The 20,342-nt window shown below is 60.6% G+C and carries 20 protein-coding genes; 12 read left to right on the top strand and 8 right to left on the bottom strand.

Annotated elements, in window-relative coordinates; all coding sequences use genetic code 11:
* Window positions 1–38 precede the first annotated feature (38 nt).
* Window positions 39–1,142, top strand: coding sequence for a dual-specificity RNA methyltransferase RlmN (gene rlmN / locus HMPREF2734_RS06510; protein WP_070570009.1), 1,104 nt, complete (start codon window positions 39–41; stop codon window positions 1,140–1,142).
* Between the two features lie 75 nt (window positions 1,143–1,217).
* Here rlmN and HMPREF2734_RS06505 read toward each other — a convergent pair whose 3' ends face one another.
* Window positions 1,218–1,706 carry a DUF2631 domain-containing protein gene (locus tag HMPREF2734_RS06505; RefSeq protein WP_083279402.1) on the bottom strand — a complete coding sequence of 163 codons (489 nt, stop codon included), beginning with the start codon at window positions 1,704–1,706 and terminating at the stop codon, window positions 1,218–1,220.
* Window positions 1,707–1,902: 196 nt separating this feature from the next.
* Between HMPREF2734_RS06505 and dxr the strand changes: the two genes are divergently transcribed.
* The 5 genes from dxr (at window position 1,903) to map (ending at window position 8,285) form a co-directional block, all read left to right on the top strand.
* Window positions 1,903–3,063 carry a 1-deoxy-D-xylulose-5-phosphate reductoisomerase gene (gene dxr, locus HMPREF2734_RS06500; RefSeq protein ID WP_070570007.1) on the top strand — a complete coding sequence of 387 codons (1,161 nt, stop codon included), beginning with the start codon at window positions 1,903–1,905 and terminating at the stop codon, window positions 3,061–3,063.
* A 63-nt stretch (window positions 3,064–3,126) separates the two neighbouring features.
* Complete coding sequence (locus tag HMPREF2734_RS06495; RefSeq protein WP_070570005.1) at window positions 3,127–4,335, top strand: M50 family metallopeptidase; 1,209 nt, start codon at window positions 3,127–3,129, stop codon at window positions 4,333–4,335.
* Window positions 4,336–4,355: 20 nt separating this feature from the next.
* Window positions 4,356–5,519 carry a flavodoxin-dependent (E)-4-hydroxy-3-methylbut-2-enyl-diphosphate synthase gene (gene ispG, locus HMPREF2734_RS06490; RefSeq protein ID WP_070422393.1) on the top strand — a complete coding sequence of 388 codons (1,164 nt, stop codon included), beginning with the start codon at window positions 4,356–4,358 and terminating at the stop codon, window positions 5,517–5,519.
* Between the two features lies 1 nt (window position 5,520).
* Window positions 5,521–7,326, top strand: coding sequence for a penicillin-binding transpeptidase domain-containing protein (locus tag HMPREF2734_RS06485; RefSeq protein WP_070483889.1), 1,806 nt, complete (start codon window positions 5,521–5,523; stop codon window positions 7,324–7,326).
* A 59-nt stretch (window positions 7,327–7,385) separates the two neighbouring features.
* Window positions 7,386–8,285, top strand: coding sequence for a type I methionyl aminopeptidase (gene map / locus HMPREF2734_RS06480; protein ID WP_167594451.1), 900 nt, complete (start codon window positions 7,386–7,388; stop codon window positions 8,283–8,285).
* Window positions 8,286–8,427: 142 nt separating this feature from the next.
* Here the strand turns inward: map and HMPREF2734_RS06475 are convergent, their stop codons facing one another.
* The 4 genes from HMPREF2734_RS06475 to HMPREF2734_RS06460 form a co-directional block, all read right to left on the bottom strand.
* The gene (locus HMPREF2734_RS06475; RefSeq protein ID WP_070570002.1) at window positions 8,428–8,907 is read right to left on the bottom strand and encodes a hypothetical protein; all 480 of its coding nucleotides are present in this window, start codon (window positions 8,905–8,907) and stop codon (window positions 8,428–8,430) included.
* A gap of 54 nt (window positions 8,908–8,961) precedes the next feature.
* Window positions 8,962–9,375: a hypothetical protein gene (locus HMPREF2734_RS06470; RefSeq protein ID WP_070570000.1), complete on the bottom strand. Its 414-nt coding sequence runs from the start codon at window positions 9,373–9,375 to the stop codon at window positions 8,962–8,964.
* Between the two features lie 322 nt (window positions 9,376–9,697).
* Window positions 9,698–11,110, bottom strand: coding sequence for a mycothione reductase (gene mtr, locus HMPREF2734_RS06465; RefSeq protein WP_070569998.1), 1,413 nt, complete (start codon window positions 11,108–11,110; stop codon window positions 9,698–9,700).
* A 41-nt stretch (window positions 11,111–11,151) separates the two neighbouring features.
* Window positions 11,152–12,162: an alpha/beta hydrolase gene (locus tag HMPREF2734_RS06460; protein ID WP_070569997.1), complete on the bottom strand. Its 1,011-nt coding sequence runs from the start codon at window positions 12,160–12,162 to the stop codon at window positions 11,152–11,154.
* A 131-nt stretch (window positions 12,163–12,293) separates the two neighbouring features.
* Between HMPREF2734_RS06460 and mqo the strand changes: the two genes are divergently transcribed.
* Complete coding sequence (mqo, locus tag HMPREF2734_RS06455; RefSeq protein ID WP_070422277.1) at window positions 12,294–13,790, top strand: malate dehydrogenase (quinone); 1,497 nt, start codon at window positions 12,294–12,296, stop codon at window positions 13,788–13,790.
* Between the two features lie 27 nt (window positions 13,791–13,817).
* On the opposite strand, the gene HMPREF2734_RS06450 is transcribed toward mqo, so the two are convergent.
* On the bottom strand, window positions 13,818–15,023 hold the full coding sequence (locus tag HMPREF2734_RS06450) for a protein adenylyltransferase SelO family protein (RefSeq protein ID WP_070569993.1): 1,206 nt from the start codon (window positions 15,021–15,023) through the stop codon (window positions 13,818–13,820).
* 24 nt (window positions 15,024–15,047) lie between these two features.
* On the opposite strand from HMPREF2734_RS06450, the gene cobA reads away from it, so the two are divergent.
* Genes cobA through HMPREF2734_RS06430 form a run of 4 tightly spaced genes read left to right on the top strand, consistent with a single transcriptional unit; the run spans window position 15,048 to window position 17,269 of the window.
* The gene (gene cobA / locus HMPREF2734_RS06445) at window positions 15,048–15,788 is read left to right on the top strand and encodes a uroporphyrinogen-III C-methyltransferase (RefSeq protein WP_070569991.1); all 741 of its coding nucleotides are present in this window, start codon (window positions 15,048–15,050) and stop codon (window positions 15,786–15,788) included.
* Complete coding sequence (locus HMPREF2734_RS06440; RefSeq protein ID WP_070451002.1) at window positions 15,772–16,722, top strand: class I SAM-dependent methyltransferase; 951 nt, start codon at window positions 15,772–15,774, stop codon at window positions 16,720–16,722. The genes cobA and HMPREF2734_RS06440 overlap by 17 nt, the downstream gene beginning before the upstream one ends.
* 41 nt (window positions 16,723–16,763) lie before the next feature.
* A complete protein-coding gene (locus HMPREF2734_RS06435; RefSeq protein WP_070422281.1) occupies window positions 16,764–17,015 on the top strand; it encodes a type II toxin-antitoxin system Phd/YefM family antitoxin in 252 nt (83 codons plus the stop codon).
* The gene (locus tag HMPREF2734_RS06430) at window positions 17,015–17,269 is read left to right on the top strand and encodes a Txe/YoeB family addiction module toxin (RefSeq protein ID WP_070422282.1); all 255 of its coding nucleotides are present in this window, start codon (window positions 17,015–17,017) and stop codon (window positions 17,267–17,269) included. The genes HMPREF2734_RS06435 and HMPREF2734_RS06430 overlap by 1 nt, the downstream gene beginning before the upstream one ends.
* On the opposite strand, the gene HMPREF2734_RS06425 is transcribed toward HMPREF2734_RS06430, so the two are convergent.
* The gene (locus tag HMPREF2734_RS06425) at window positions 17,266–17,994 is read right to left on the bottom strand and encodes an NAD-dependent deacylase (RefSeq protein ID WP_070483878.1); all 729 of its coding nucleotides are present in this window, start codon (window positions 17,992–17,994) and stop codon (window positions 17,266–17,268) included. The two genes, HMPREF2734_RS06430 and HMPREF2734_RS06425, sit on opposite strands and share 4 nt — an antisense overlap.
* Window positions 17,995–18,103: 109 nt before the next feature.
* On the opposite strand from HMPREF2734_RS06425, the gene gltS reads away from it, so the two are divergent.
* A complete protein-coding gene (gene gltS / locus HMPREF2734_RS06420) occupies window positions 18,104–19,324 on the top strand; it encodes a sodium/glutamate symporter (protein WP_070422284.1) in 1,221 nt (406 codons plus the stop codon).
* A gap of 3 nt (window positions 19,325–19,327) precedes the next feature.
* Here the strand turns inward: gltS and HMPREF2734_RS06415 are convergent, their stop codons facing one another.
* Complete coding sequence (locus tag HMPREF2734_RS06415) at window positions 19,328–20,050, bottom strand: DUF1648 domain-containing protein (RefSeq protein ID WP_070570210.1); 723 nt, start codon at window positions 20,048–20,050, stop codon at window positions 19,328–19,330.
* Window positions 20,051–20,342 lie beyond the last annotated feature (292 nt).

Genomic DNA, 20,342 nt, shown 5'->3' with positions numbered 1-20,342 from the left:
CGAAAACATTCGTGCGACATGCAAAGATGGGGCGCACTATGAGTGATTTTCCCGAGATCAAACTGCTCGCCCCAAAGCGTGGCATGCCGCCAAAGCACTTCGCTGATCTGTCGGCACAGGAGCGAATCGACGCGTTGAAGGAACTCGGGCTGCCGAAGTTCCGTGCTGATCAGATCGCGCGTCACTATTACGGCAAGTTTGAGGCAGATCCGCTGACGATGACGGATCTGCCCGAGAACCAGCGTCAGCTTGTCAAGGACGCACTTTTTCCCACGTTGTTGACCCCCGTGCGCACCGTGGAGACCGACAACGGTGATACCACGAAGACGCTGTGGCGTCTGCACGATGGCATCTTGCTGGAGTCGGTGCTGATGCGTTACCCAGGTCGCGCGACGTTGTGCATCTCCTCGCAGGCGGGCTGCGGCATGGCATGCCCGTTCTGTGCGACCGGTCAGGGTGGCCTGGACCGTAACCTGTCCACCGCGGAGATCGTGGACCAGGTGCGTGCTGCAGCCGCGATGATGGAGGCAGAAGGCTCCCGCCTATCCAACATTGTGTTTATGGGGATGGGGGAGCCGCTTGCTAACTACAAGCGTGTGGTCTCTGCTGTTCGCCAGATTACGCAGCCGTCGCCTGCTGGCTTTGGCATCTCCCAGCGCAACGTGACGGTATCCACTGTCGGACTTGCACCGCAGATTCGTATGCTCGGGGATGAAGGGCTGTCCTGCACACTCGCAGTGAGTCTGCACACACCGGACGATGAATTGCGCGACGAGTTGGTCCCGATCAACAACCGCTTCGAAGTAGCCGAAGTGCTTGATGCGGCCCGCTATTACGCGGACCAGACGGGGCGACGTGTCTCCATTGAGTACGCCTTGATTCGCGACATGAATGATCAGAACTTCCGCGCTGACATGTTGGGCAAGAAGCTTCACAGCGCGTTGGGTTCGCTGGTGCACGTCAATCTCATTCCGCTCAACCCGACACCGGGATCGAAGTGGGATGCGTCGCCGAAGGATCGGCAGGACGAGTTCGTCCGCCGTGTGATCGCCCAAGGCGTGCCTTGCACGGTGCGCGACACCAAGGGCCAGGAGATCGCGGCTGCCTGCGGGCAGTTGGCAGCCGACGAAAAGACTGGCTAGTCCGCTCAGGCAGACGGCATGAAAATACCGCCGCACCTTCGTTGGAAGGTGCGGCGGTATTTCGTCGAAAAGATTTTAGAGGGCGTGCTTGCCGGTCTTGGATTCGACCTCGATGACCTCTACGTTTTCGCGTGCCTGTGCCGGTGCGGCGTTGCGCAGGTGTGCAACACGGCTCGGCTCGATGTTGAGGGCGCGCAGCTGGCTATCGGTCAGCGACTCGTAGACATCGCCGGAGAGGGTGGCCTGGTCGTAGGTCCAGTCACGCTCCACGTAGCCGACCGGCTTGTTGTGTGACGTCACGGTACGCACCTGGTTGAGCTTCGGCTTGGTAGCCAGAAGGATCAGGGCGAGAGCAATGAGGACGGCCAGTGCGATGAGCCAAATGGTCTCAACGTGGCCCTGGTGGTTGCCAAAGTTGTAGGCGACGAGGAACGCGACGGAAATCCAACCTGCCAGCTGGATAGCGCGGTCGCTCAGCGCACTCCAACCAAATTTGGCGGACGGGACGTCAGCCTCGGATACACCGTTGTACACCTGGGGTGCGCTTTCCTTTGCGTGGGCCACTGCAACGCTCCTTGTTAACACGGGATCGATCGCAAACACGATCACCTGGAAATGATGAAACTATCGCTGCCCATCATCGCACACAGAGCGCGAAAAAGGTGACAATAGCCCCCAATGTGTTCAAACTTTCGCACCACCTCGGGGGTTTAATCCTGTTCAAGTGCCGAAATGAATCAAAACGTGTCACAATGGTTGCGTGCGAAACGTTGTAATTTTAGGTTCGACCGGTTCCATTGGCTCACAGGCTGTGGAGGTGATCCGCGAAAACCGCGACAAGTTCAACATTGTCGGGATTGCCATTGGTGGCGCCAATCCTAAGAGTGCCATTGAGCAGGCGCAGGAGTTTGGCCTGAGCGCCGACCAGATTGCCGTGCGCAATATTGAGGGTGCGAAGGAAGTCTCCCGTGCGCTTGGTGGTTACGTGATCACTGGCGAGAACTCGGCTGCTGCGCTCGTTGAATCGCAGGAGGCTGATGTGGTGCTCAACGCACTCGTTGGTGCCTCGGGCCTGCCGGCAACCATGGCTGCGCTGCGCTCGGATGCGACACTTGCGTTGGCTAACAAAGAATCGCTTGTGGCGGGTGGCCGTATCGTGCTCGACGCTGCAAAGCCCGGTCAGATTGTTCCGGTTGATTCGGAGCACTCGGCAATGGCGCAGTGCATGCGCGGCACTCGCCGTAGCGAAATCGCTCGCCTTGTTCTTACCGCATCGGGTGGTCCGTTCCGTGGCTGGGAGCGCGAGGGGCTCATGGAGGTGACCACGGAAGAGGCCGTGGTGCACCCGACCTGGTCGATGGGAACGATGAACACCATTAACTCTTCGACTCTGGTGAACAAGGGCCTTGAGCTGATTGAGGCGGCCATGTTGTTCGACATGGATCCGGACAAGATCGACGTCACGATTCACCCGCAGTCCGTGATTCACTCGTTGGTCACGTTTACGGACGGTGCAACGCTTGCACAGGCTTCGCCGCCGTCGATGAAGCTGCCTATCGCGCACGCGCTGGATTGGCCGAACCGTGTGCCGGATGTGCAGGAGCCGTTGGATTTCTCGCAGGCATTCTCGTGGGAGTTTGAGCCGCTGGACAACGAGGTGTTCCCTGCTGTGTGTCTGGCCCGTGAGGTGGCCAAGAAGGGTGATCCGTACCCGGCTATTTACAACGCTGCTAACGAAGCAGCGGTAGAGGCGTTCTTCGCGGGTCGCATTAAGTTCCCGGAGATCGTGGACATTATCGGGGAGGTCCTGGACGAGGCCGACGAGTTCGCCGCAGTCCCGAGCGATGTGTTTGATGTGATGCGGGTTGAGTCCCGTACGCGTGAGCGAGTCGCCGCGGCGATTGCGCGCATTGAGCGTTAGACCCTTGAGGTGCGGGCGGTGTGCCCGCACCTCTTCGCTGTGTGTGCTGTGGGGTGAAGCGCGATGAGTGTGTTGGGGATTGTGCTTTTCGCGCTTGCAATCACTGCTTCGATTGCGCTGCACGAAGCAGGCCACATGTTCACTGCGCGTGCGTTTGGCATGCGAGTGCGCCGGTTTTTTGTCGGTTTCGGGCCAACGTTGTGGTCGGTGAAACGGGGCGGAACAGAGTATGGGATTGCTGCGCTGCCGTTCGGTGGGTTCTGTGACATTGCGGGGATGACGGCGATGGATCCGGTCACCGAGGAGGAAGCGCCGCACGCGATGGTGAAAAAGCCTGCGTGGCAGCGTATTGCGGTGCTCTCCGGCGGGATCGTGATGAACATCTTGATCGGCGTCGTGATCATTTTTGGGGTTGCTGTCTCATCAGGTATCCGGAACCCGTACGCGGATTTCACCCCGAAGGTGGGCCAGGTCGTCTGTGTTGCCGACCAGGTGGATGAGAAAACTCTGGCGGAGTGCAGCGGACCTGGTCCTGCGGGCCAAGCGGGTGTTCGCATCGGCGACACTTTGGTGGCGGTCGACGACGAACCAATCGAGACATTCGCGGACCTGCGTACTTATGTTGCGCAGCGTCCGGGGGAGACGGTCGCGCTTGAGGTGGAGCGCGGTGGGTCGTCGCAAAGCATTGATGTCCCCGTGGCGCGGGTCGAGCGCATCGATCCTTCGACGGGCGAGCGTATCGACGTCGGCGCGGTGGGCATCGCCGCAGCTCCGGTCAAGGATGCGGTAAAGCAATTCGGGCCTGTCGAGGCGGTGCCGGCGACGGCCAAGTTCACCGGTCAGATGCTTCGAGCATCTGTTGACGGGTTGATGGCGTTTCCAGGCAAGATCCCGGGGGTTGTCGCGTCGATCTTTGGCGGGGAGCGCGACATTGAGGGCCCGATCAGTGTGATTGGGGCCTCGCGCACCGGCGGCGAGCTGGTGGAGCGCGACCAGTGGCCGGCGTTTTGGATGATGCTGGCCAGCCTGAACTTCTTCCTGGCGCTGTTTAATCTCGTGCCGCTTCCACCGCTTGATGGTGGCCATATTGCGGTGGTTATTTACGAGAAGATTCGCAATGCTTTGCGACGACTCCGTGGCCTGCCACCAGCCGGCCCGGCAAACTACGAGAAGCTGATGCCACTGACCTATTTCATGGCGGCGCTGTTGCTTGTTGTTGGTGTGTTGGTGATGGCGGCAGACGTGGTGAACCCCGTCAATCTTTTTGGGTGACGGTGCTAGAGTTATCCACCATGAGTACCCCCATCGGATTAGGCATCCCTGAAGGTCCGGCACCCACCCTGGCCCCACGTCGTAAGACCCGCCAACTGATGGTTGGAGGTGTCGGTGTTGGCTCCGATCACCCGATCACGGTGCAGTCGATGACCACGACGAAGACGCACGACATCAACGCCACCTTGCAGCAGATTGCGCAGTTGACCACGGCTGGCTGCGACATTGTGCGTGTCGCGTGCCCGAAGACGGTCGATGCGGAAGCGTTGCCAGCAATTGCTGCAAAGTCGCCGATCCCGGTGATCGCCGATATTCACTTCCAGCCGAAGTACATCTTCGCTGCGATCGACGCCGGTTGCGCAGCTGTGCGTGTGAACCCGGGCAACATCAAGGAGTTCGACGGCCGCGTCAAGGAGGTTGCGAAGGCAGCCGGTGACGCAGGCATCCCGATCCGTATCGGCGTCAACGGTGGCTCGCTGGATAAGCGTCTGCTGGAGAAGTACGGCAAGGCCACGCCAGAAGCGCTGGTGGAGTCCGCGATCTACGAGGCTGGCTTGTTCGAAGAGTACGGCTACGGCGATATTGCGATTTCCGTAAAGCACTCGGACCCGGTGCTGATGGTCGAGGCGTACCGCCAGTTGGCAGAGAAGACGGACTACCCGTTGCACCTCGGTGTGACGGAAGCTGGTCCGAAGTTCATGGGCACGATTAAGTCGTCCGTCGCCTTCGGTGCCCTGTTGTCGCAGGGTATCGGCGACACGATTCGTGTGTCGCTTTCCGCTGATCCGGTGGAAGAGATCAAGGTCGGTGACCAGATTCTGCAGTCGATGAACTTGCGTCCGCGCAAGTTAGAGATCGTTTCCTGCCCGTCCTGTGGTCGCGCCCAGGTGGACGTGTACAAGTTGGCCGAAGAGGTCACCGCTGGCCTGGATGGCATGGAGTTCCCGCTGCGTGTGGCCGTCATGGGCTGTGTTGTCAACGGTCCGGGCGAGGCGCGCGACGCTGACCTTGGTGTAGCTTCCGGTAACGGTAAGGGCCAGATCTTTGTCAAGGGCGAGGTTGTGGAGACCGTGCCGGAGTCGAAGATTGTGGAAACGCTGATTGCTCACGCGCTGCGTATTGCTGAGGAGCAGGGCCTCGAGGAGGTCGCTGGCGCCAAGGCTGAGGTCAAGGTCACCCGCTAGTATGCGTCGTGTCGTCGCAGTTGTTGCCGGGGTGGTGCTTGCGTCGTCGATAAGCGCATGCACCCCGCGCCCCAATGATGCTGAGCCAGCAGCGAGTGCGTTTTTGGAGGCGCTGGAGCGTCGCGACGTCGAGTCGTCTGCGATTGACAATCCGACGTCCGCGGCTGATTCCACGAACGCGACCTGGGATGGTTTGCAGGCAGAAGACGTCACGGCGACGCTGAAAGATGTGCGCCAGGAGGAGAATCTAGCCACCGCGACGTACGAGTTGGCGTGGCAATTGCCGCGTGACCGTGAGTTGAAGTACGACGCGCAGATGACGCTGACACAGTCTGGCGAGAAGTGGACTGTGCGCTGGCAGCCGTCGGTGTTGCACCCGCGTCTGGGTGCGCACCAGCATTTGGAGCTGCGTGCGATCGCTCCCGCACAGGCGAGTGTCGTGTCCTCTGATGGGGTGGAGTTGTTAAAGCCCGGCATCGCGTATCGGGTGTTGGTGGATACCAACGAGATGCGCACCGCCGGTGCTGCGGCATCTGCGATCAGCGGTGCTCTCGCCCGGGCGCACGAGCAGGACCGTGGCGTGCCGCTCCGCGATGCAGACACGTTGAAGGACGAGCTCGAGCGCGCCTCCGGTGTGTATTCGGTGGCGGTGGTGCCGGCAGCAGCGCGAGATGCTGTTGAAGCAGCGCTTAGCGACGAACCCGGTGTCCGGCTCAACGAAGAAGCCGCCATGGTCAACGCAAAGCCGGGTTTCGCGCCCGACATTATGGCGCGCGTGGGCGAGTTGGTGCGCGATGATCTGGTTGGTGATTCCGGCTGGAGCGTCGACATTGTCAACGAAAATGGTGCGTCGTACGAGGAGATCACCCGTCAGGATCCCGCACCGGCGCCGGCGGTGCACATCAGCTTGGATCACCGCGTCCAGGAAGCCGCTGAGCGTGCGCTCGAACCCGTTGCCGGGCAGCAGGCCATGATTGTGGCCATCAGGCCGTCTACGGGCGGGATTCTGGCTATTGCGCAGACCCCGGCTGCGGATGCGCAAGGCAATCTGGCGACGATGGGCCAGTACCCGCCTGGCTCGACATTTAAGATCATCACCGCAGCGGCGGGGCTTGCACGGCAAGGGCTCACACCAGGCTCGCCGGTGCCGTGTCCGGGCCCGATGAACCTGTATGGGCGCATCGTGACCAACTACGGAGGCTTCAGCCTCGGCACCGTGCCGTTGGAGACGGCGTTTGCGCGTTCGTGCAACACCACGTTTGCGGACATGTCGACGCGTCTCGCCCCAGGTGAGTTGCAGGACGTGGGTAAGCAGTTTGGTCTCGGGGTCGATATGCAGATCCCAGGGGTAGAGACAATCACTGGCTCGATCCCGGTCGGGGAGGAGCCCCTCGACCGCACTGAGGCCGGCTACGGCCAGGGCCTCGACCTTGCCAGCCCTTTCGGCATGGCACTGGTTTCTGCGACGGCCGCGCGTGGGTCATTGCCGGTGCCGTACCTGGTGCAGGGCGAGGAAACGAAACTCAGCGAGGACGTGCAGCCCCTTCCACCGGAAGCGATCGATCAGCTCCGCCAGATCATGGCTGCCGTGACCGGTCCAGGCGGTACCGCAGGCGGCATGAGTGCCGGCGGCGATATTCGCGGCAAAACCGGCGAGGCCGAAATCAACGGTGGGTCCCACTCCTGGTTCACCGGCTACCGCGTGGAAGACGACATCGCGTTTGCAACCCTGGTGGTCCTCGGCGGTGGTTCTGAAGCGGCAGTCGCGCTGACGAACACGATGCTTGCCAACTTGCCGCTGGGGTAGATCAGAAAGCTGGCTAGCTGCCGCAGGGCCGATTTGGCTGCGGTACTACCATGGCCTTTATGAATCCAAGAGGACTACTTACACCAGGTAAACCGACCCCAGTGCGTAAGGTCCCGGACCACATTGAGCGTCCGGAGTACGCCTGGAAAGACGATGTGCAGGAAAACGTCGGCGAACCCGTCATCCAAACGCCCGAGACGATCGAGGCGATGCGCGAGGCATCCAAGATCGCCGCTAACGCCCTCGCCCTTGCTGGTGCGGCGGTTGCGCCGGGCAAAACCACCGATGAGATCGACGGCATTGTGCACGACTACCTCATCGAGCACGGCGCATACCCCTCCACGCTTGGCTACCGAGGCTTTACAAAGTCTTCCTGCGTGTCGCTCAATGAGATTGTGTGCCACGGCATCCCGGATACGACTGTGATCCAGGAGGGCGACATCGTCAATATTGACGTCACCGCATACAAGAACGGTGTGCACGGCGACACCAACGCCACGTTCTTCGCGGGCGAGGTTGCACAGGAACACAAGGACCTTGTGAACCGTACCTACCAGGCCATGATGCGCGGCATCAAGGCGGCGAAGCCGGGCCGCGAGATCAACGTCATCGGGCGCGTTATCGAGGCGTACGCGAAGCGTTTCGGCTACAACGTGGTCACCGACTTCACCGGACACGGTGTGGGTACGACGTTCCACAACGGTCTCGTCGTCCTGCACTATGACTCGGATGCATACACGGATGTTCTCGAGCCGGGAATGACGCTGACCGTCGAGCCAATGATCAACTTGGGTGAGTTGCCGTACACCGTGTGGGACGACGGCTGGACGGTACAGAACGTCGATGGTGAGTACACCGCGCAGTTCGAGCACACCATCGTGATCACTGACGATGGCAACGAGATCCTGACTATCCCTGATGCTGATGTAGCAGCAGGCCAGCACATGCTGGGGGAGTAGGCATTGCACCTGTAGATGCAAATGCGCCCCGCGGGAATGATCCCTGCGGGGCACATTTTTGTAGGTTGCAAGGCAGACACTGACCAAAGCAAAAACCCGCTGCCGAAGCAGCGGGTTTCTATCGTCCTACGACGAAGTTGACTTAGAACTTCGGCAGCTGGATGAAGCCGTTGTAGGAAGCGAAGTTGATGCCAGCAATCACGAGGCCGACGAGAGCACCGATACCAGCGACGATGGTGCCGTCGATCCAGTAGCGTGCCCACTGCGGAACAGCCTCAGGGTTGGTCTTCTTGCCGAAAGCATCGGTCGGGTAGAAATCGCGCTCGGTGTCCTTCTCGTCGAAGTACTTGGAGGAACCCTTGCCGTTGAACAGGCCTGCGGTGCCGTCCTTGACAACGTCGCCGAAGGACTTGTCGCCCTCCTGCTTGCCAGCGAAGATGACCTGCTTGTCCTTGTCGGACTTCTTCTCTTCCGGCTTCTTGGTGTCGTCCTGGCCGTTCTGCTCGGCAGTAGCGGTGGTCTCCGGCTTCTCAGACGACTGAGCGGAAGCGATTGCGGTGCCGCCAACGAAGACGGTCAGAGCGGTTGCGGAAGCAACTGCAGCGGTGCGGAAGTTACGCATCTTGTTCCTTCTTTCGAAATGTGAGTTGGAAGTGGTTAGCGGAAATCCGCGTTATTAGAACTTGACCGGGCCGTGAACGATGAAGTTGTACAGCGGGCCAACAATGAGGCCGATGACTGCGGAAACAGTGGCGAAGATGGTTGCACCGTACGCCAGGCGTGCGTAGCGCGGCTGCTTACCGAAGTGGTCCTTATCCTTGCCGAAGATCTCCTTGCCGTCGGTGCCGCGCAGGTTGCCGTCCTTGTTGCGGAACTCGAGCCACTCGGACTGGGTGATCTTGTGGGAGGAACCCGGCTTGACGCCTTCCTTGCTGTCCTTGTCCGTGACCTCGCGGACCGGTGCGGTGTAGGGAGCCTCCGGTGCCGGGGTGCCCGACGGGTCGGTCTCAGCGGTTGCGACTGCGGTGGAGCCGAATGCCACAGCGACGGCGGTTGCGCCGGCGAGGGCTGCCTTACGGAAATTACGCATGAAACGAAATCCTTCTCTGATAGTTCTTGCACGACGTCCGGGTGGAATTCAAAGAAGTCCAGGGGCATTGAGCTCCTAGGACCGATAGCAAGCCTTAGAGGCTCGGTCCCGGTGTCTGCAACGACAATAGCCGATCGTTTCCAGCATCGTGCAAGTTTGGTGTGCGATTTGATGCAAAGATCATCAAAAGGTTGGAGTCTCTGTGTGTCCGCTGGGAATGATTGCGGGTTGATAACAATCGCAACGTGCGCTTTTCGCTTCTTGGGCAGTTGTCCCAGCGGCTTTGTTGAATGGCCCCCAAATTAGGGGGTAAAGGATAGGTTTAGACTTCTTTGAAAGTCAGATCAAGGCCCAGGATCGCGTTTTCCGTCACTTCGGCCAGTGCTGGGTGGATCCAGTACTGGCCGCGAGGGAACTCTCGAAGGTCAAGGTCGTAGGCCATGACGGTGATCATTTGCTGTATCAGGGTGGAAGCCTGTGGGCCCATATAGTGCGCGCCAAGCAGTTTGCCGGTGGTGCGATCCGCTATGAGCTTCACCAGTCCGGTGCTGTCCTCCAGCGCCCAGCCGTATGCAACGTCGCCATAGTTCTGGACCTTGACGGTGACATCGTGGCTGGCCTCGATTGCTTGCTGCTCGGTCAGGCCGACGGTGGCAATCTGCGGGTGGGTGAAGATCGCCGACGGAACATGGTCGTGCGGCATCGGGACGAGCGCGCCGTTGTCACGCCAGGTGGCAAGGACGTTGTGGGTCACCGCACGCATCTCGGCGTTGGCAACGTGCTTGAGTTGGTAGGGGGAAGAGAGATCACCAAGCGACCACACACCCTCAGCGGTCGTGCGGCCGAACTCGTCGACTTTTACGCGACCGTCGTCATGCGTTTCGATGCCACCCGCTACAACGTTGAGGGTGTCACTGTTCGGGATGCGACCGGTGGCGATGAGGAGGGCGTCGGAGGTCACCTGGGTGTCGTCGTCAAGCGTGAGCGTCACCTGGCCGCCATTCTCGGTGGCTGATGCGACCGTGCGGCCGATGTGGGTGGTGTAGCGCTGTGTGGCGATCTCGTTGAATGGATCGCGCAGATCCTCGTCGAGCGGACGCAGCAGGGGAGAGCGGCTGATGATGGTTACGTCGGTGCCCAGGGCATCGAAGACGTGAGCAAACTCCATCGCGATAAAGCCGCCGCCAACGATGGTCATCGACTTTGGCAGTTCGTCGAGGCGCATGACGTCCTCGTTGGTGTGATAGGTGACGCCCTTGGCCCACTCGGGGATAAACGGACGCGCACCGGCGGCGAGAATGATCGTGTCTGCGGTAATCGTTTCCTCTACGCCGCCGCGACCCGTCTTTAGGGTCTTCGGCCCGACAAAGGAGGCCTCCATGTCGTAGACGGTGACGTTGTCGCACTCGTTGCGACGGTAGTTTTCGCCGCCCTTGGCGATGAGGTCGATCCGGTTATCAAAGACACGTTCCTTGATGGCATCCCAGTCGGCGCCATGGAACTCAAGATCAACACCGAGTTTGCCGGCCTCTCGTGCGGCAAAGGCGTGCTCGGCGGCCAGGACGTACATCTTCGTCGGGATGCACCCCACGTTCAGGCACGTTCCACCGAATTTGCCCTTTTCGACGATAGCGACCTTCTTGTCATCGAAGTCCGGGGTCAGGATCGAGTTGCCGGAACCGGTGCCCACGATAATGAGGTCGTAGTGGGTGGAATTCGTCGCCACAGCAGACATGCTCGTCTCCTCTATATATATGTATGGATTGGGTTTAGACGTTACTGCGCCCCGGTGAGATCGTCTAGCCACGTAAACGTTGCCTTGAACGCGGACTCGCGGGCGTGGCGTTCGGAGAGGAAAACGTCGTGGCGGGCGCCGTCGATAACTCGCACTTGTGAATCTTTCCCAAGTGTCGGGGCCCAACGCTGGATCTGGTCGACGTCAAGCACGGTATCGGCCGTGTCGGCAGCGGGGGAGTACTCCTTGCCCAGGTATGAGTGCGAAGAGCACAGGGTCAGCGTTGGCACGCCGGTATCAACGTTGCCCTTGTGGATTTGTTCCTGTCCTTTAAGTACTGCCCGGATCCAGCCGAAGTACTTGCGGTGACCGACCAGCGGTTTCCAGGTGGTGTTGAAGCTCCATTCGCCGTGTTTGCTCTCGTGGATAGAGGTGCCATAGGTGCCCAGCCCGCCGCCCGGCAGTGGGATAGACGGGAAAATGGCTCCAAGCGTGTTCAGTACTGGGCGCAGGAGCTTCACCTGCCAGGTCGGGTACTGCAGGTCCAACCACGGGCTGTTGAGCGCGATTCCTTGAAGCAGTGCATGATCCGCGGGCGATTCTCGTCGTAAATGATCCGCCCACAGCGGAACAATCAACCCGCCAGTGGAGTGTGCGAGCACAACGACCGAGCCATGCTCGCGCGCGATGAGCCGCAGCGCCGTCGTGAGTTCCTCGAAGTAACGACGCATATCCAGCGTGAAGTGGAAGCGCTGGCCCTTCGTGTGCGCGCGGCCACAACGGCGCAGATCCAGCGCGTAAAAGGGGTAACCGCGTTCCACGAACTCGTCGGCAACATGGTTGTGGAAGAAGTAGTCCGACATGCCGTGGACCCACAGCACCGCGGGCTTGTTGCTTGTCGACGACCTCACGTCCCGGACCAACACCGCCTCTGGCGCATGTCCCGTGTCGGGGTCCTTATCTAATTGCAGACGCGCATGCTCGTAATTTTTACCGAGCACGTCCGGTTTCCAGGTAATTGTGTCGAGGGATGCTTCTTCTGTTTGATTCATGGGGCTGATGATACTGACCCGAAAGCGGGTGTGGGCCGTGTCATAATTCGGGCCTATGCACGTTCCGGTGCAGATAGACGTAGAATGTCTGTACTCCAAAAATTGTCGAAACACTATAAGGATGACTACGCATGTCTGACAACGGTGGTAATAAGTACGCGGACGAGGTGGACATCCTGCACGTTGGCGCTGGCATTATGAGCGCCACCCTGTGCTCGATGTTGCACGAACTGGAGCCCGAGTGGAGCCAGGTGATCTTCGAGCGCCTCGATGGTCCCGCCGAGGAATCCTCGTACGCGTTCAACAACGCTGGTACGGGTCACTCCGCTCTCTGCGAACTGAACTACACCCCGGAAAAGAACGGTCGAATCGACGTCTCTAAGGCGATGGCGATCAACGAGAAGTTCCAGGTCGCTCGCCAGTTTTGGTCCCACCAGGTAGAAAACGGTGTGATCAAGGACCCGCGCGCCTTTATCAACCCGGTGCCGCACGTTTCCTTCGCCCAGGGCGAAGACCAGATTGCATACCTGCGTAAGCGCTACGACAAGCTTTCTGCGAACCACATGTTCCCGGAGATGCAGTTCACCGATGACCGCGAGAAGTTCGCTGAGAAGCTGCCGCTGATGGCGCAAGGCCGCGACTTCGACGCTGAGCCGGTCGCAATTTCCTGGACTGATGCCGGCACTGACATCAACTACGGTTCCCTGACCAAGCAGTTCCTGGAGTCCGCTCAGGAAAGCGGCACCAAGATCCGCTACGGCCACGAAGTGCTCAACCTCAAGCGTGAGGGCAACTTCTGGAAGGTCACCGTGAAGAACGTTCGCACCGGTGACAAGCAGGTCGTCCGTGCACGCTTCGTGTTCATCGGCGCTGGCGGCTACGCCCTGGACCTGCTGCGCAAGGCAGGCGTTCCAGAGGTTCACGGTTACGCGGGCTTCCCGATCTCCGGTTTGTGGCTCAAGACCACCAACCCGGAACTCGTCCAGCAGCACAAGGCAAAGGTGTACGGCAAGGCCAAGGTTGGTGCCCCACCGATGTCTGTTCCGCACCTGGACCTGCGCGTTGTCGATGGCGAAGAGTCCCTGCTCTTCGGCCCATACGGCGGCTGGACCCCGAAGTTCTTGAAGGAAGGCTCCTACCTGGACCTGTTCAAGTCCATCCGTCTGGACAACATCCCGTCCTACCTCGGTGTCGCGGCAACCAATATCGGCCTGGTCAAGTACCTGGTTGAAGAGGTTTTCCGTAACTTCGACGGCAAGATGGACGTGCTGCACGAGTACTACCCGATGGCAGACGGCAAGGACTGGGACGTTGTCGTCGCCGGCCAGCGCGTGCAGGTGATCAAGCCGGCAGCATTCCCGCGTTTCGGCACCTTGGAGTTCGGTACCGCTCTGGTCAACGACCAGAACGGCACCATCGCGGGCATCCTCGGCGCATCCCCGGGCGCGTCGATTACCCCGGCTGCGATGCTCGAGCTGTTGGAGCGTTGCTTCGGCGAGCGCATGATCGAGTGGGCTGACAAGCTCCACGAGATGTTCCCCACGTACGGCAAGTCGCTCAAGCACGACCAGAAGGCGTACGAGGAGCAGTGGGCATGGACCCAGAAGACGCTGAAGCTCGAGGATTAATCCGCTCGCTTCACTGAACTGGCTGCCCTACGTCCCGCAGAAGGTGACGTAGGGCAGTTGTCCTTCCGGCCGGGCCATCCATTCGGGCCCGGCCTGCCCGTTGTACGGGTCGGATACTGCCGCGAGCAGTTCGTTGTACTTCGCGTAATCACCGTGCAACTCAGCGGTGTCTATCGCATCCTGCAGCATGTGGTTGCGCGGGACGAAGATCGGTCCTGGATCGCCGTTGATGCCGTGTTCGCGGTTGTAGGTGGTGATGTCGATGGCGTTGTTGAGCCCCTCGTGGTCGTCGCCGATCCAACGCTGCCACGCCTCGTCCCAGGTTGGCTGGACTGTTTTGATGTAGGCGTCAACATAATCCTGGCCCAGTAAGGGGTAAAGCGCCTCTGCCAGGCGAGCCATGTTCCAGGCGATGATGCTCGGTTGGTTGCCAAAGGCGTAGCGGCCTTGCCTGTCGATAGATGAAAACGACGCTGCGGCATCGAAGCGCTCAGTGAACGCGCATGGCCCGTAGTCGATCGTTTCGCCTGAGAGTGTCACGTTGTCGGTGTTCATCACCCCGTGGACGAAACCGATGCGCATCCAGTGCGCAACCAGGTCGAAGTGGCGGCGGGTGACGGTTTCGAGCAGGCTGGCTGCATTGTCGAAACCGGCAGCGGTGACGATCTGGCGTACAAGGTCCTCGGATTGCGTTGCCGCGTACTGGACGCTGCCGACACGAAGATGGCTTTTCGCCACGCGGACCACGATGCCGCCGGGTACGGCGCCGTTTTGGCGGATCACCTTTTCGCCGGTGGTAAGTACTGCGAGGGAACGTGTCGTCGGTACGCCGACGGCGTGCATGAACGTAGAGACGAGGTGTTCGCGCAACATCGGGCCGATCGCACCGACGCCGTCAGATCCACGCCGTGAAAACACTGTCAGGCCGGATCCTTTGAGTTGGATCTCGTGGCCGGCGATGTTGCCGAGCAGCAACGCGCGGCCGTCGCCAAGCAATGGCACAAACTGACCGAACTGATGGCCCGCATATGCCAATGCGTGCCCGCCCTGGGCGCCGGTAAGCCAGGCGAGGCCGTCGCTGCTACGCAACCAAGCGACATCGAGCCCAAGTTCTACTGCGAGAGGCTCGTTGAGAGCAACCATCTGCGGGTTCTCAAACCTTCTGCCTGGTTCAGCGTGGGCGAGCTCGGGCAGGTTCCCGGCGAATGTGTGGTCGAGCTGGGGTCGTGTCATGGTGCCACCCTAGACTGTGTCGCTATGACGAAAGGCCACATCACTCTTGTCGGCGGCGGTCCAGGCGCATGGGACCTGCTCACCATCCGAGGCTTGCGCGTGCTGGAAGCAGCGGACGTAATCCTTGCGGATCACCTTGGGCCGGCCGCGGAGCTTGAGGATTTTCTGGATCTGACCGGCAAAGAAGTCGTAGACGTGGCCAAGTTGCCCTATGCACGCCAGGTTGCGCAGGAGCGCATCAACGAGATGCTGGTGTCCTATGCGCGTGAGGGCAAGCAGGTCGTGCGGCTCAAAGGCGGCGACCCGTACGTGTTCGGCCGCGGCTTTGAGGAGCTGCAGGCATGCGCGGCTGCCGGTCTTAAGTGCTCGGTAATCCCGGGCGTGACGTCCGCGGTGTCCGTTCCTGCGGCGGCAAACGTGCCCGTGACGCAACGCGGGGTGACGCATGCGTTCACCGTGGTGTCGGGACACTTGCCGCCGGAGCATCCCAAGTCGCTCGTGGATTGGTCCGCGCTTGCACAGGTCGGTGGCACTATCGTGGTGGTGATGGGGGTGCGCAACGTGCGTGCGATCGTCGAGAAGCTGCTGGAGGCATCGCTGTCCCCGGATACGCCCGCAGCGGTGATCCAGGAAGGCGAAACCGACGCGCAGCGCGTGTTCTTCGCTACCGCCGCCACCTTGCCAGATGTGATGGAGAACAACGATGTGACTTCGCCTGCTGTGTACGTTTTTGGGGAGGTCGCAGGCCTTGCGCACGCTGGATAGTCTGATTTGGGACACGGCCGATGTTGCTGCGGGAGAGGTCGTCCTCGTGTGCAACGACCCGACACTCGATCTCACCCGCACCGCACTCGCTGCTGGGGCGAAGGTCGTGTTTTTGGACTCCGACTACTCACGCTGCCAGGAAGCAGCGTCGCTCGGTGCGGAGATTGCGGGCGATATGCGTATCGACGACTACCTTGCCGGCTCTTCAGGCACAGCCGTTGCCATTGGGGAGATGCCGAAGTCCCTGGCGCGGCTGGACTACCTGGCACGCTCGATTGCGGGAGCTGGGTTTGCTTCGGCGCGGGTGGTGTTCGGCGCGAACAATAAACACTTGTCTCGTGGCATGAATGTGGTGCTGGGCGAATCGTTCGACCAGGTGGCGGCCTCCCGTGGGCGCGGGAAGTTTCGCTGTCTTGTGGCGTCTGGGCCGCGCGAGGTGTCCTATGAGCCCGTACGCGGCGATGGACTTGTCGCCATCGGAGGCGTGTTCTCAGGGGCGAAGCCCGACCGTGGTGGGGAACTGCTGCGCTCCTGCCTGCCGGCAGAGCCTGGACGACTGTTGGACCTGGGGTGCGGCAACGGCTCTGTCACGCGTGGCTTGGAGGCAGTGGCCACAGACGCTGACGCAGACGCGGTGCTCTCCGCCCGCGCCATCGGGCTGGAAGCGACCTGGGATGACGCCGGCTCACAGTTCCCGGACGGCTCCTTCGACACCATTGCGCTCAACCCACCGTTCCACGACGGGACCACGGTCGACGCAACCCTCGTCCAGCACCTCCTCGACGCCTCCAAGCGACTACTCGCGCCGGGCGGCACGCTCTACCTGGTCCACAATTCGCACCTGCGTTACCGCGGCGAGGTGGAGCAAAGGTTCGGCGCCGTGGAGCAGGTCACCCGCGATAAGACCTTCACGGTCCTGCGTGCTTCACTCTAGAGTGTGGTACCGTATTGCGGTACCACTCGGAGGAGGTTGTGATGTCTATCAGTGCATCTGAAGCGCGGCGCACGCTATATCCGCTCATCGAGCGTGTGAACAATGATCGCGATCCCGTTGAAATCGTGTCGCGTCACGGTAATGCAGTATTGATGGCTGCAGATGACTACGCGGCATGGGTTGAGACTGCCTACCTGTTTAAGTCGCCAGAGAATGCTCGACGCCTGACTCAGGCCTACGAGGAAGCACTCAACGGGGCGGTGGCCGAACACGACATCGACCTGGACGCGTAATGCGGCTTGTGTGGACCACCAACGCGTGGGAGGACTACCTGTACTGGCAGGGCAACGACAAGAAAACGCTGAGGCGAGTCAACCAGCTTCTGCGCGACACCTTAAGGGATCCGTTTGAAGGCATAGGGAAACCCGAACCGCTGAAGTACGGAGCTGAAGGGGCGTGGTCGAGGAGGATCACGCAAGAACACCGCTTGGTCTATACGGTCGCTGGGACAGATTTGGTGATTCTCCAAGCCCGGTACCACTACTAACCCAGCAGCTTCGGCAGGGCGTTGGCGGCGGTGTCCTCGATGACCACGTCGGCGATATGCGACAGGTCCGTGCGCATCGGGGTGACCTCAATGATGGGGATTTCGCGCGCGTGCGCCATTAGAGGCAGGCCAGCGGCGGGGTAGACCACGCCAGAAGTGCCGACGATGATCAACGCGTCAGCGGTGCGCATGCGACGCTCCGCCTCCTTCCACTCGGCTTGGGGCAACATCTCGCCGAACCACACCACGCCGGGACGCACCGGCCCGCCACATAACGGGCACTGGGGCGGAGTGATCGTCGGGACAGGCTCCTCGGGCAGTGGGATTGGGTCGGTGTAGGGCTCGTCGCAAAGCGAACAGCGAAACGCGAAGAGCGAGCCGTGCAGGTGGACGACATTGTCGCTGCCAGCACGCTCGTGAAGGTTGTCGATGTTTTGCGTGGTTACCGTCGTCTTCGGCGATTGCGCGATGGCGAGATGTCCTGCATTTGGCTCGGCGCGCTGGGCGAGTTGGGCGCGCCAGAGGTACCAGGCGAGCATTGTGTCCGGGTCGGTGTGCCAGGCGCCGATAGACGCCATGGCCTGTGGGTCCACGTTCTCCCACAACCCGGTTTGTGCGTCGCGATAGGTCACAAGGCCACTGTCGGCGCTCATGCCGGCGCCGGTGAAGACCTCGATACGGCTGGCGTCGGCGAGTAGTGCGCGGGCGTTGTCGATTGTGGTCATGGTTTAAACGCTACCGGGAGAAGCAAAGGAGCGTGTTCTTTGTCACAAACCGTGTGCGCGCTTTAGACTCGTCGAGATCGACAGACATCTAACAGAGAGGTGGCCGCCGATGGCGATTGAATTCAACATGATCCAAACCATCGGCTTCGCCGTGCTCCTGCTCGTCGTTGGACGCTGGCTGCGCAACAACGTCGCGTTCTTTGAGCGCTTCGCCATCCCAGCGCCGGTGATCGGCGGGTTCCTTTTCGCCCTGTTCAACCTGGTGTTCAAACTCACCGGTTGGGTGGACATCACCTTCGACACCACCCTGCAGGGGTTCTTCATGACGATGTTCTTCACCACCGTCGGCTTCGGCGCCAGTGTCGCGCTTCTTGGCAAAGCCGGCAAGATGGTCACCCGCTTCCTTCTCGTCGCCTCTGTGCTGGTGGTGCTACAGAACCTTCTTGCGGTGCTGCTCGCGCCGATTGTGGACATCCCGTCCGCGCTCGCGCTGATGACCGGATCCGTTTCCATGACCGGCGGCCACGGGGTGTCCGGCGGTATGGCCCCGCTCGTGGAGGCGCAGGGTGTGGAGCGCGCAGAAACCGTCGCCTACACCGCAGCAACGTTCGGCCTGCTGATGGGCTCGCTCATAGGCGGGCCTGTCGGCGACCGTCTGATCAAACGCAACCGCCTCCAATCCAGCGGCACCCGCAATGTCGACGTGGACGATAGCTTGCTCACTGCGTATCGACGAGACCTGCGCAGCGACCAGGTCATGCAAGCCTTCATCGTCATCCTCATCGCGATGTTTATCGGCACCTACATCACCGACGGCATCAACTGGATCATCAGCCAGTTCACCGACAAAGCCGCCTTCCCGAACTACCTGGGTGCCATGCTCGTCGGCATTCTGTTCCGCTACATCTCAGACACGCGCAACCAGCGCCAGTACCACGAGTTTGTGCCCACACAAGAGGTGGAGATCATCGGCAGTGTTGCGCTCGCACTTTTCCTCGCGCAAGCACTGATGACGATCAAACTGTGGGAACTGGCAGACCTTGCCATCCCGCTTGTCATTCTGCTCATCGCCCAGACCGTGCTGATGCTCCTCTTCGCCCGCTTTGTCACATTCCGAGCGATGGGCAGCGACTACGACGCCGCCGTCCTGTCCGCCGGCCACTGCGGTTTTGGCATGGGCGCAACCCCCAACGGTGTGGCCAACATGGAGTCGGTGGTGCAGAAGTACTCGCCGTCGCGCCTAGCGTTTTTCGTTTTACCAATCGTCGGCGGGATGTTCATCGACTTCGTCAACATCCTCGTGGTGACGGTGTTCCTCAACGTGCTGTAGCCGTTAGATAAACACAAACAGGAGACAGACAACCAGGACTGCGACGACGCTTGTCATCACACGCCACAGGTAACGCTTGCCCGGCGCGTGTGCCGTGTTGACCGAGATCTTGCTCGGGTTCTGCGGCAGCACCGCGGCGAGCATTGGGTCGTTCGGCTCCTTGTAGGTGCCCATGCCGCCCTGCATCCGTAGCAGGTGGTTGCGTTGTTGCTCGGCTTCGTCGGGCTCGATGCCGTCCTTGGCCGTGGTCATGCGGATTGCGATGACGACGATGTAGACGGTGAAGGCGATCCACAGTGCGATCTCCAGCCAGAACGGCAGCGACATGTCCGGCAGCATCATCGAGACGTTGGTCAGCGCGAACAAGACCGCCATAGCGAGGAGGGTCTTCGACATGAAATCGGCTGTGGCATCGCAAAGCTTCTCGACGCGCGCCGCCGCCGTCTCCGAATACGGCAACGCCTTGTCCTCCGGTACGTCCACGGTCTGTCGTGCGAGGGTTTTCGGCGGCAGGCACGCGAGCATCGATATGGAGATGACGATGCCGATTGTGATCAAGAACGTCGCGTGAAGCAGGGTTTTCGGTTCGAATCCGTCCGCGTCGCCGTTGACGTTGAAATGGACCGGCACCGGGTCGGGGATCGCATCCCAGCGCAGGAGGATATACGCGAACGCGGCTGCGTAGGCCAGGGCAGCGAGGGCATAGCGACGGTAATGGGCAGGCATGTAGGCGATCTTAGACACAACCCAAAAGACGATATCGTCTTTTGTGCCGGCGATGGAGCCGCGACCTGGGGTTTTAGATCCGCGCAAATGCTAAAAGACGATATCGGCTTTTAGGCTGTGGATAACCGGCGCGAAAGTATCCGGAGTTACCCGAAGTTATCCACAAAAACGGGCGGGGTCTTCCGCCGACACGGGATCTCTGCAATCGTTGTGGCATGGATATGGGGAGGCAACGGGAGATCCTGAGCAAGGTGATCGACCGTAGAGATACACAAGCAGGTAGGACAGTCGC

The organism is Corynebacterium sp. HMSC055D05, assembly GCF_001810365.1.
GTDB classification, from domain to species: domain Bacteria; phylum Actinomycetota; class Actinomycetes; order Mycobacteriales; family Mycobacteriaceae; genus Corynebacterium; species Corynebacterium coyleae.
The sequence above is the reverse complement of the archived record's forward strand: the minus strand, read 5'-3'. Positions and strand labels throughout refer to the sequence as shown.

Coding starts and splice junctions, on each gene's coding strand:
- mqo (WP_070422277.1), top strand. CDS start 12,294: ATGTCTGACAACGGTGGTAATAAGTACGCGGACGAGGTGGACATCCTG.
- HMPREF2734_RS06475 (WP_070570002.1), bottom strand. CDS start 8,907: ATGCGTAACTTCCGCACCGCTGCAGTTGCTTCCGCAACCGCTCTGACC.
- HMPREF2734_RS06430 (WP_070422282.1), top strand. CDS start 17,015: ATGCGGCTTGTGTGGACCACCAACGCGTGGGAGGACTACCTGTACTGG.
- HMPREF2734_RS06470 (WP_070570000.1), bottom strand. CDS start 9,375: ATGCGTAATTTCCGTAAGGCAGCCCTCGCCGGCGCAACCGCCGTCGCT.
- HMPREF2734_RS06485 (WP_070483889.1), top strand. CDS start 5,521: ATGCGTCGTGTCGTCGCAGTTGTTGCCGGGGTGGTGCTTGCGTCGTCG.
- map (WP_167594451.1), top strand. CDS start 7,386: ATGAATCCAAGAGGACTACTTACACCAGGTAAACCGACCCCAGTGCGT.
- HMPREF2734_RS06435 (WP_070422281.1), top strand. CDS start 16,764: ATGTCTATCAGTGCATCTGAAGCGCGGCGCACGCTATATCCGCTCATC.
- HMPREF2734_RS06460 (WP_070569997.1), bottom strand. CDS start 12,162: ATGAATCAAACAGAAGAAGCATCCCTCGACACAATTACCTGGAAACCG.
- HMPREF2734_RS06450 (WP_070569993.1), bottom strand. CDS start 15,023: ATGACACGACCCCAGCTCGACCACACATTCGCCGGGAACCTGCCCGAG.
- HMPREF2734_RS06415 (WP_070570210.1), bottom strand. CDS start 20,050: ATGCCTGCCCATTACCGTCGCTATGCCCTCGCTGCCCTGGCCTACGCA.
- gltS (WP_070422284.1), top strand. CDS start 18,104: ATGGCGATTGAATTCAACATGATCCAAACCATCGGCTTCGCCGTGCTC.
- ispG (WP_070422393.1), top strand. CDS start 4,356: ATGAGTACCCCCATCGGATTAGGCATCCCTGAAGGTCCGGCACCCACC.
- cobA (WP_070569991.1), top strand. CDS start 15,048: ATGACGAAAGGCCACATCACTCTTGTCGGCGGCGGTCCAGGCGCATGG.
- HMPREF2734_RS06425 (WP_070483878.1), bottom strand. CDS start 17,994: ATGACCACAATCGACAACGCCCGCGCACTACTCGCCGACGCCAGCCGT.
- rlmN (WP_070570009.1), top strand. CDS start 39: ATGAGTGATTTTCCCGAGATCAAACTGCTCGCCCCAAAGCGTGGCATG.
- mtr (WP_070569998.1), bottom strand. CDS start 11,110: ATGTCTGCTGTGGCGACGAATTCCACCCACTACGACCTCATTATCGTG.
- HMPREF2734_RS06495 (WP_070570005.1), top strand. CDS start 3,127: ATGAGTGTGTTGGGGATTGTGCTTTTCGCGCTTGCAATCACTGCTTCG.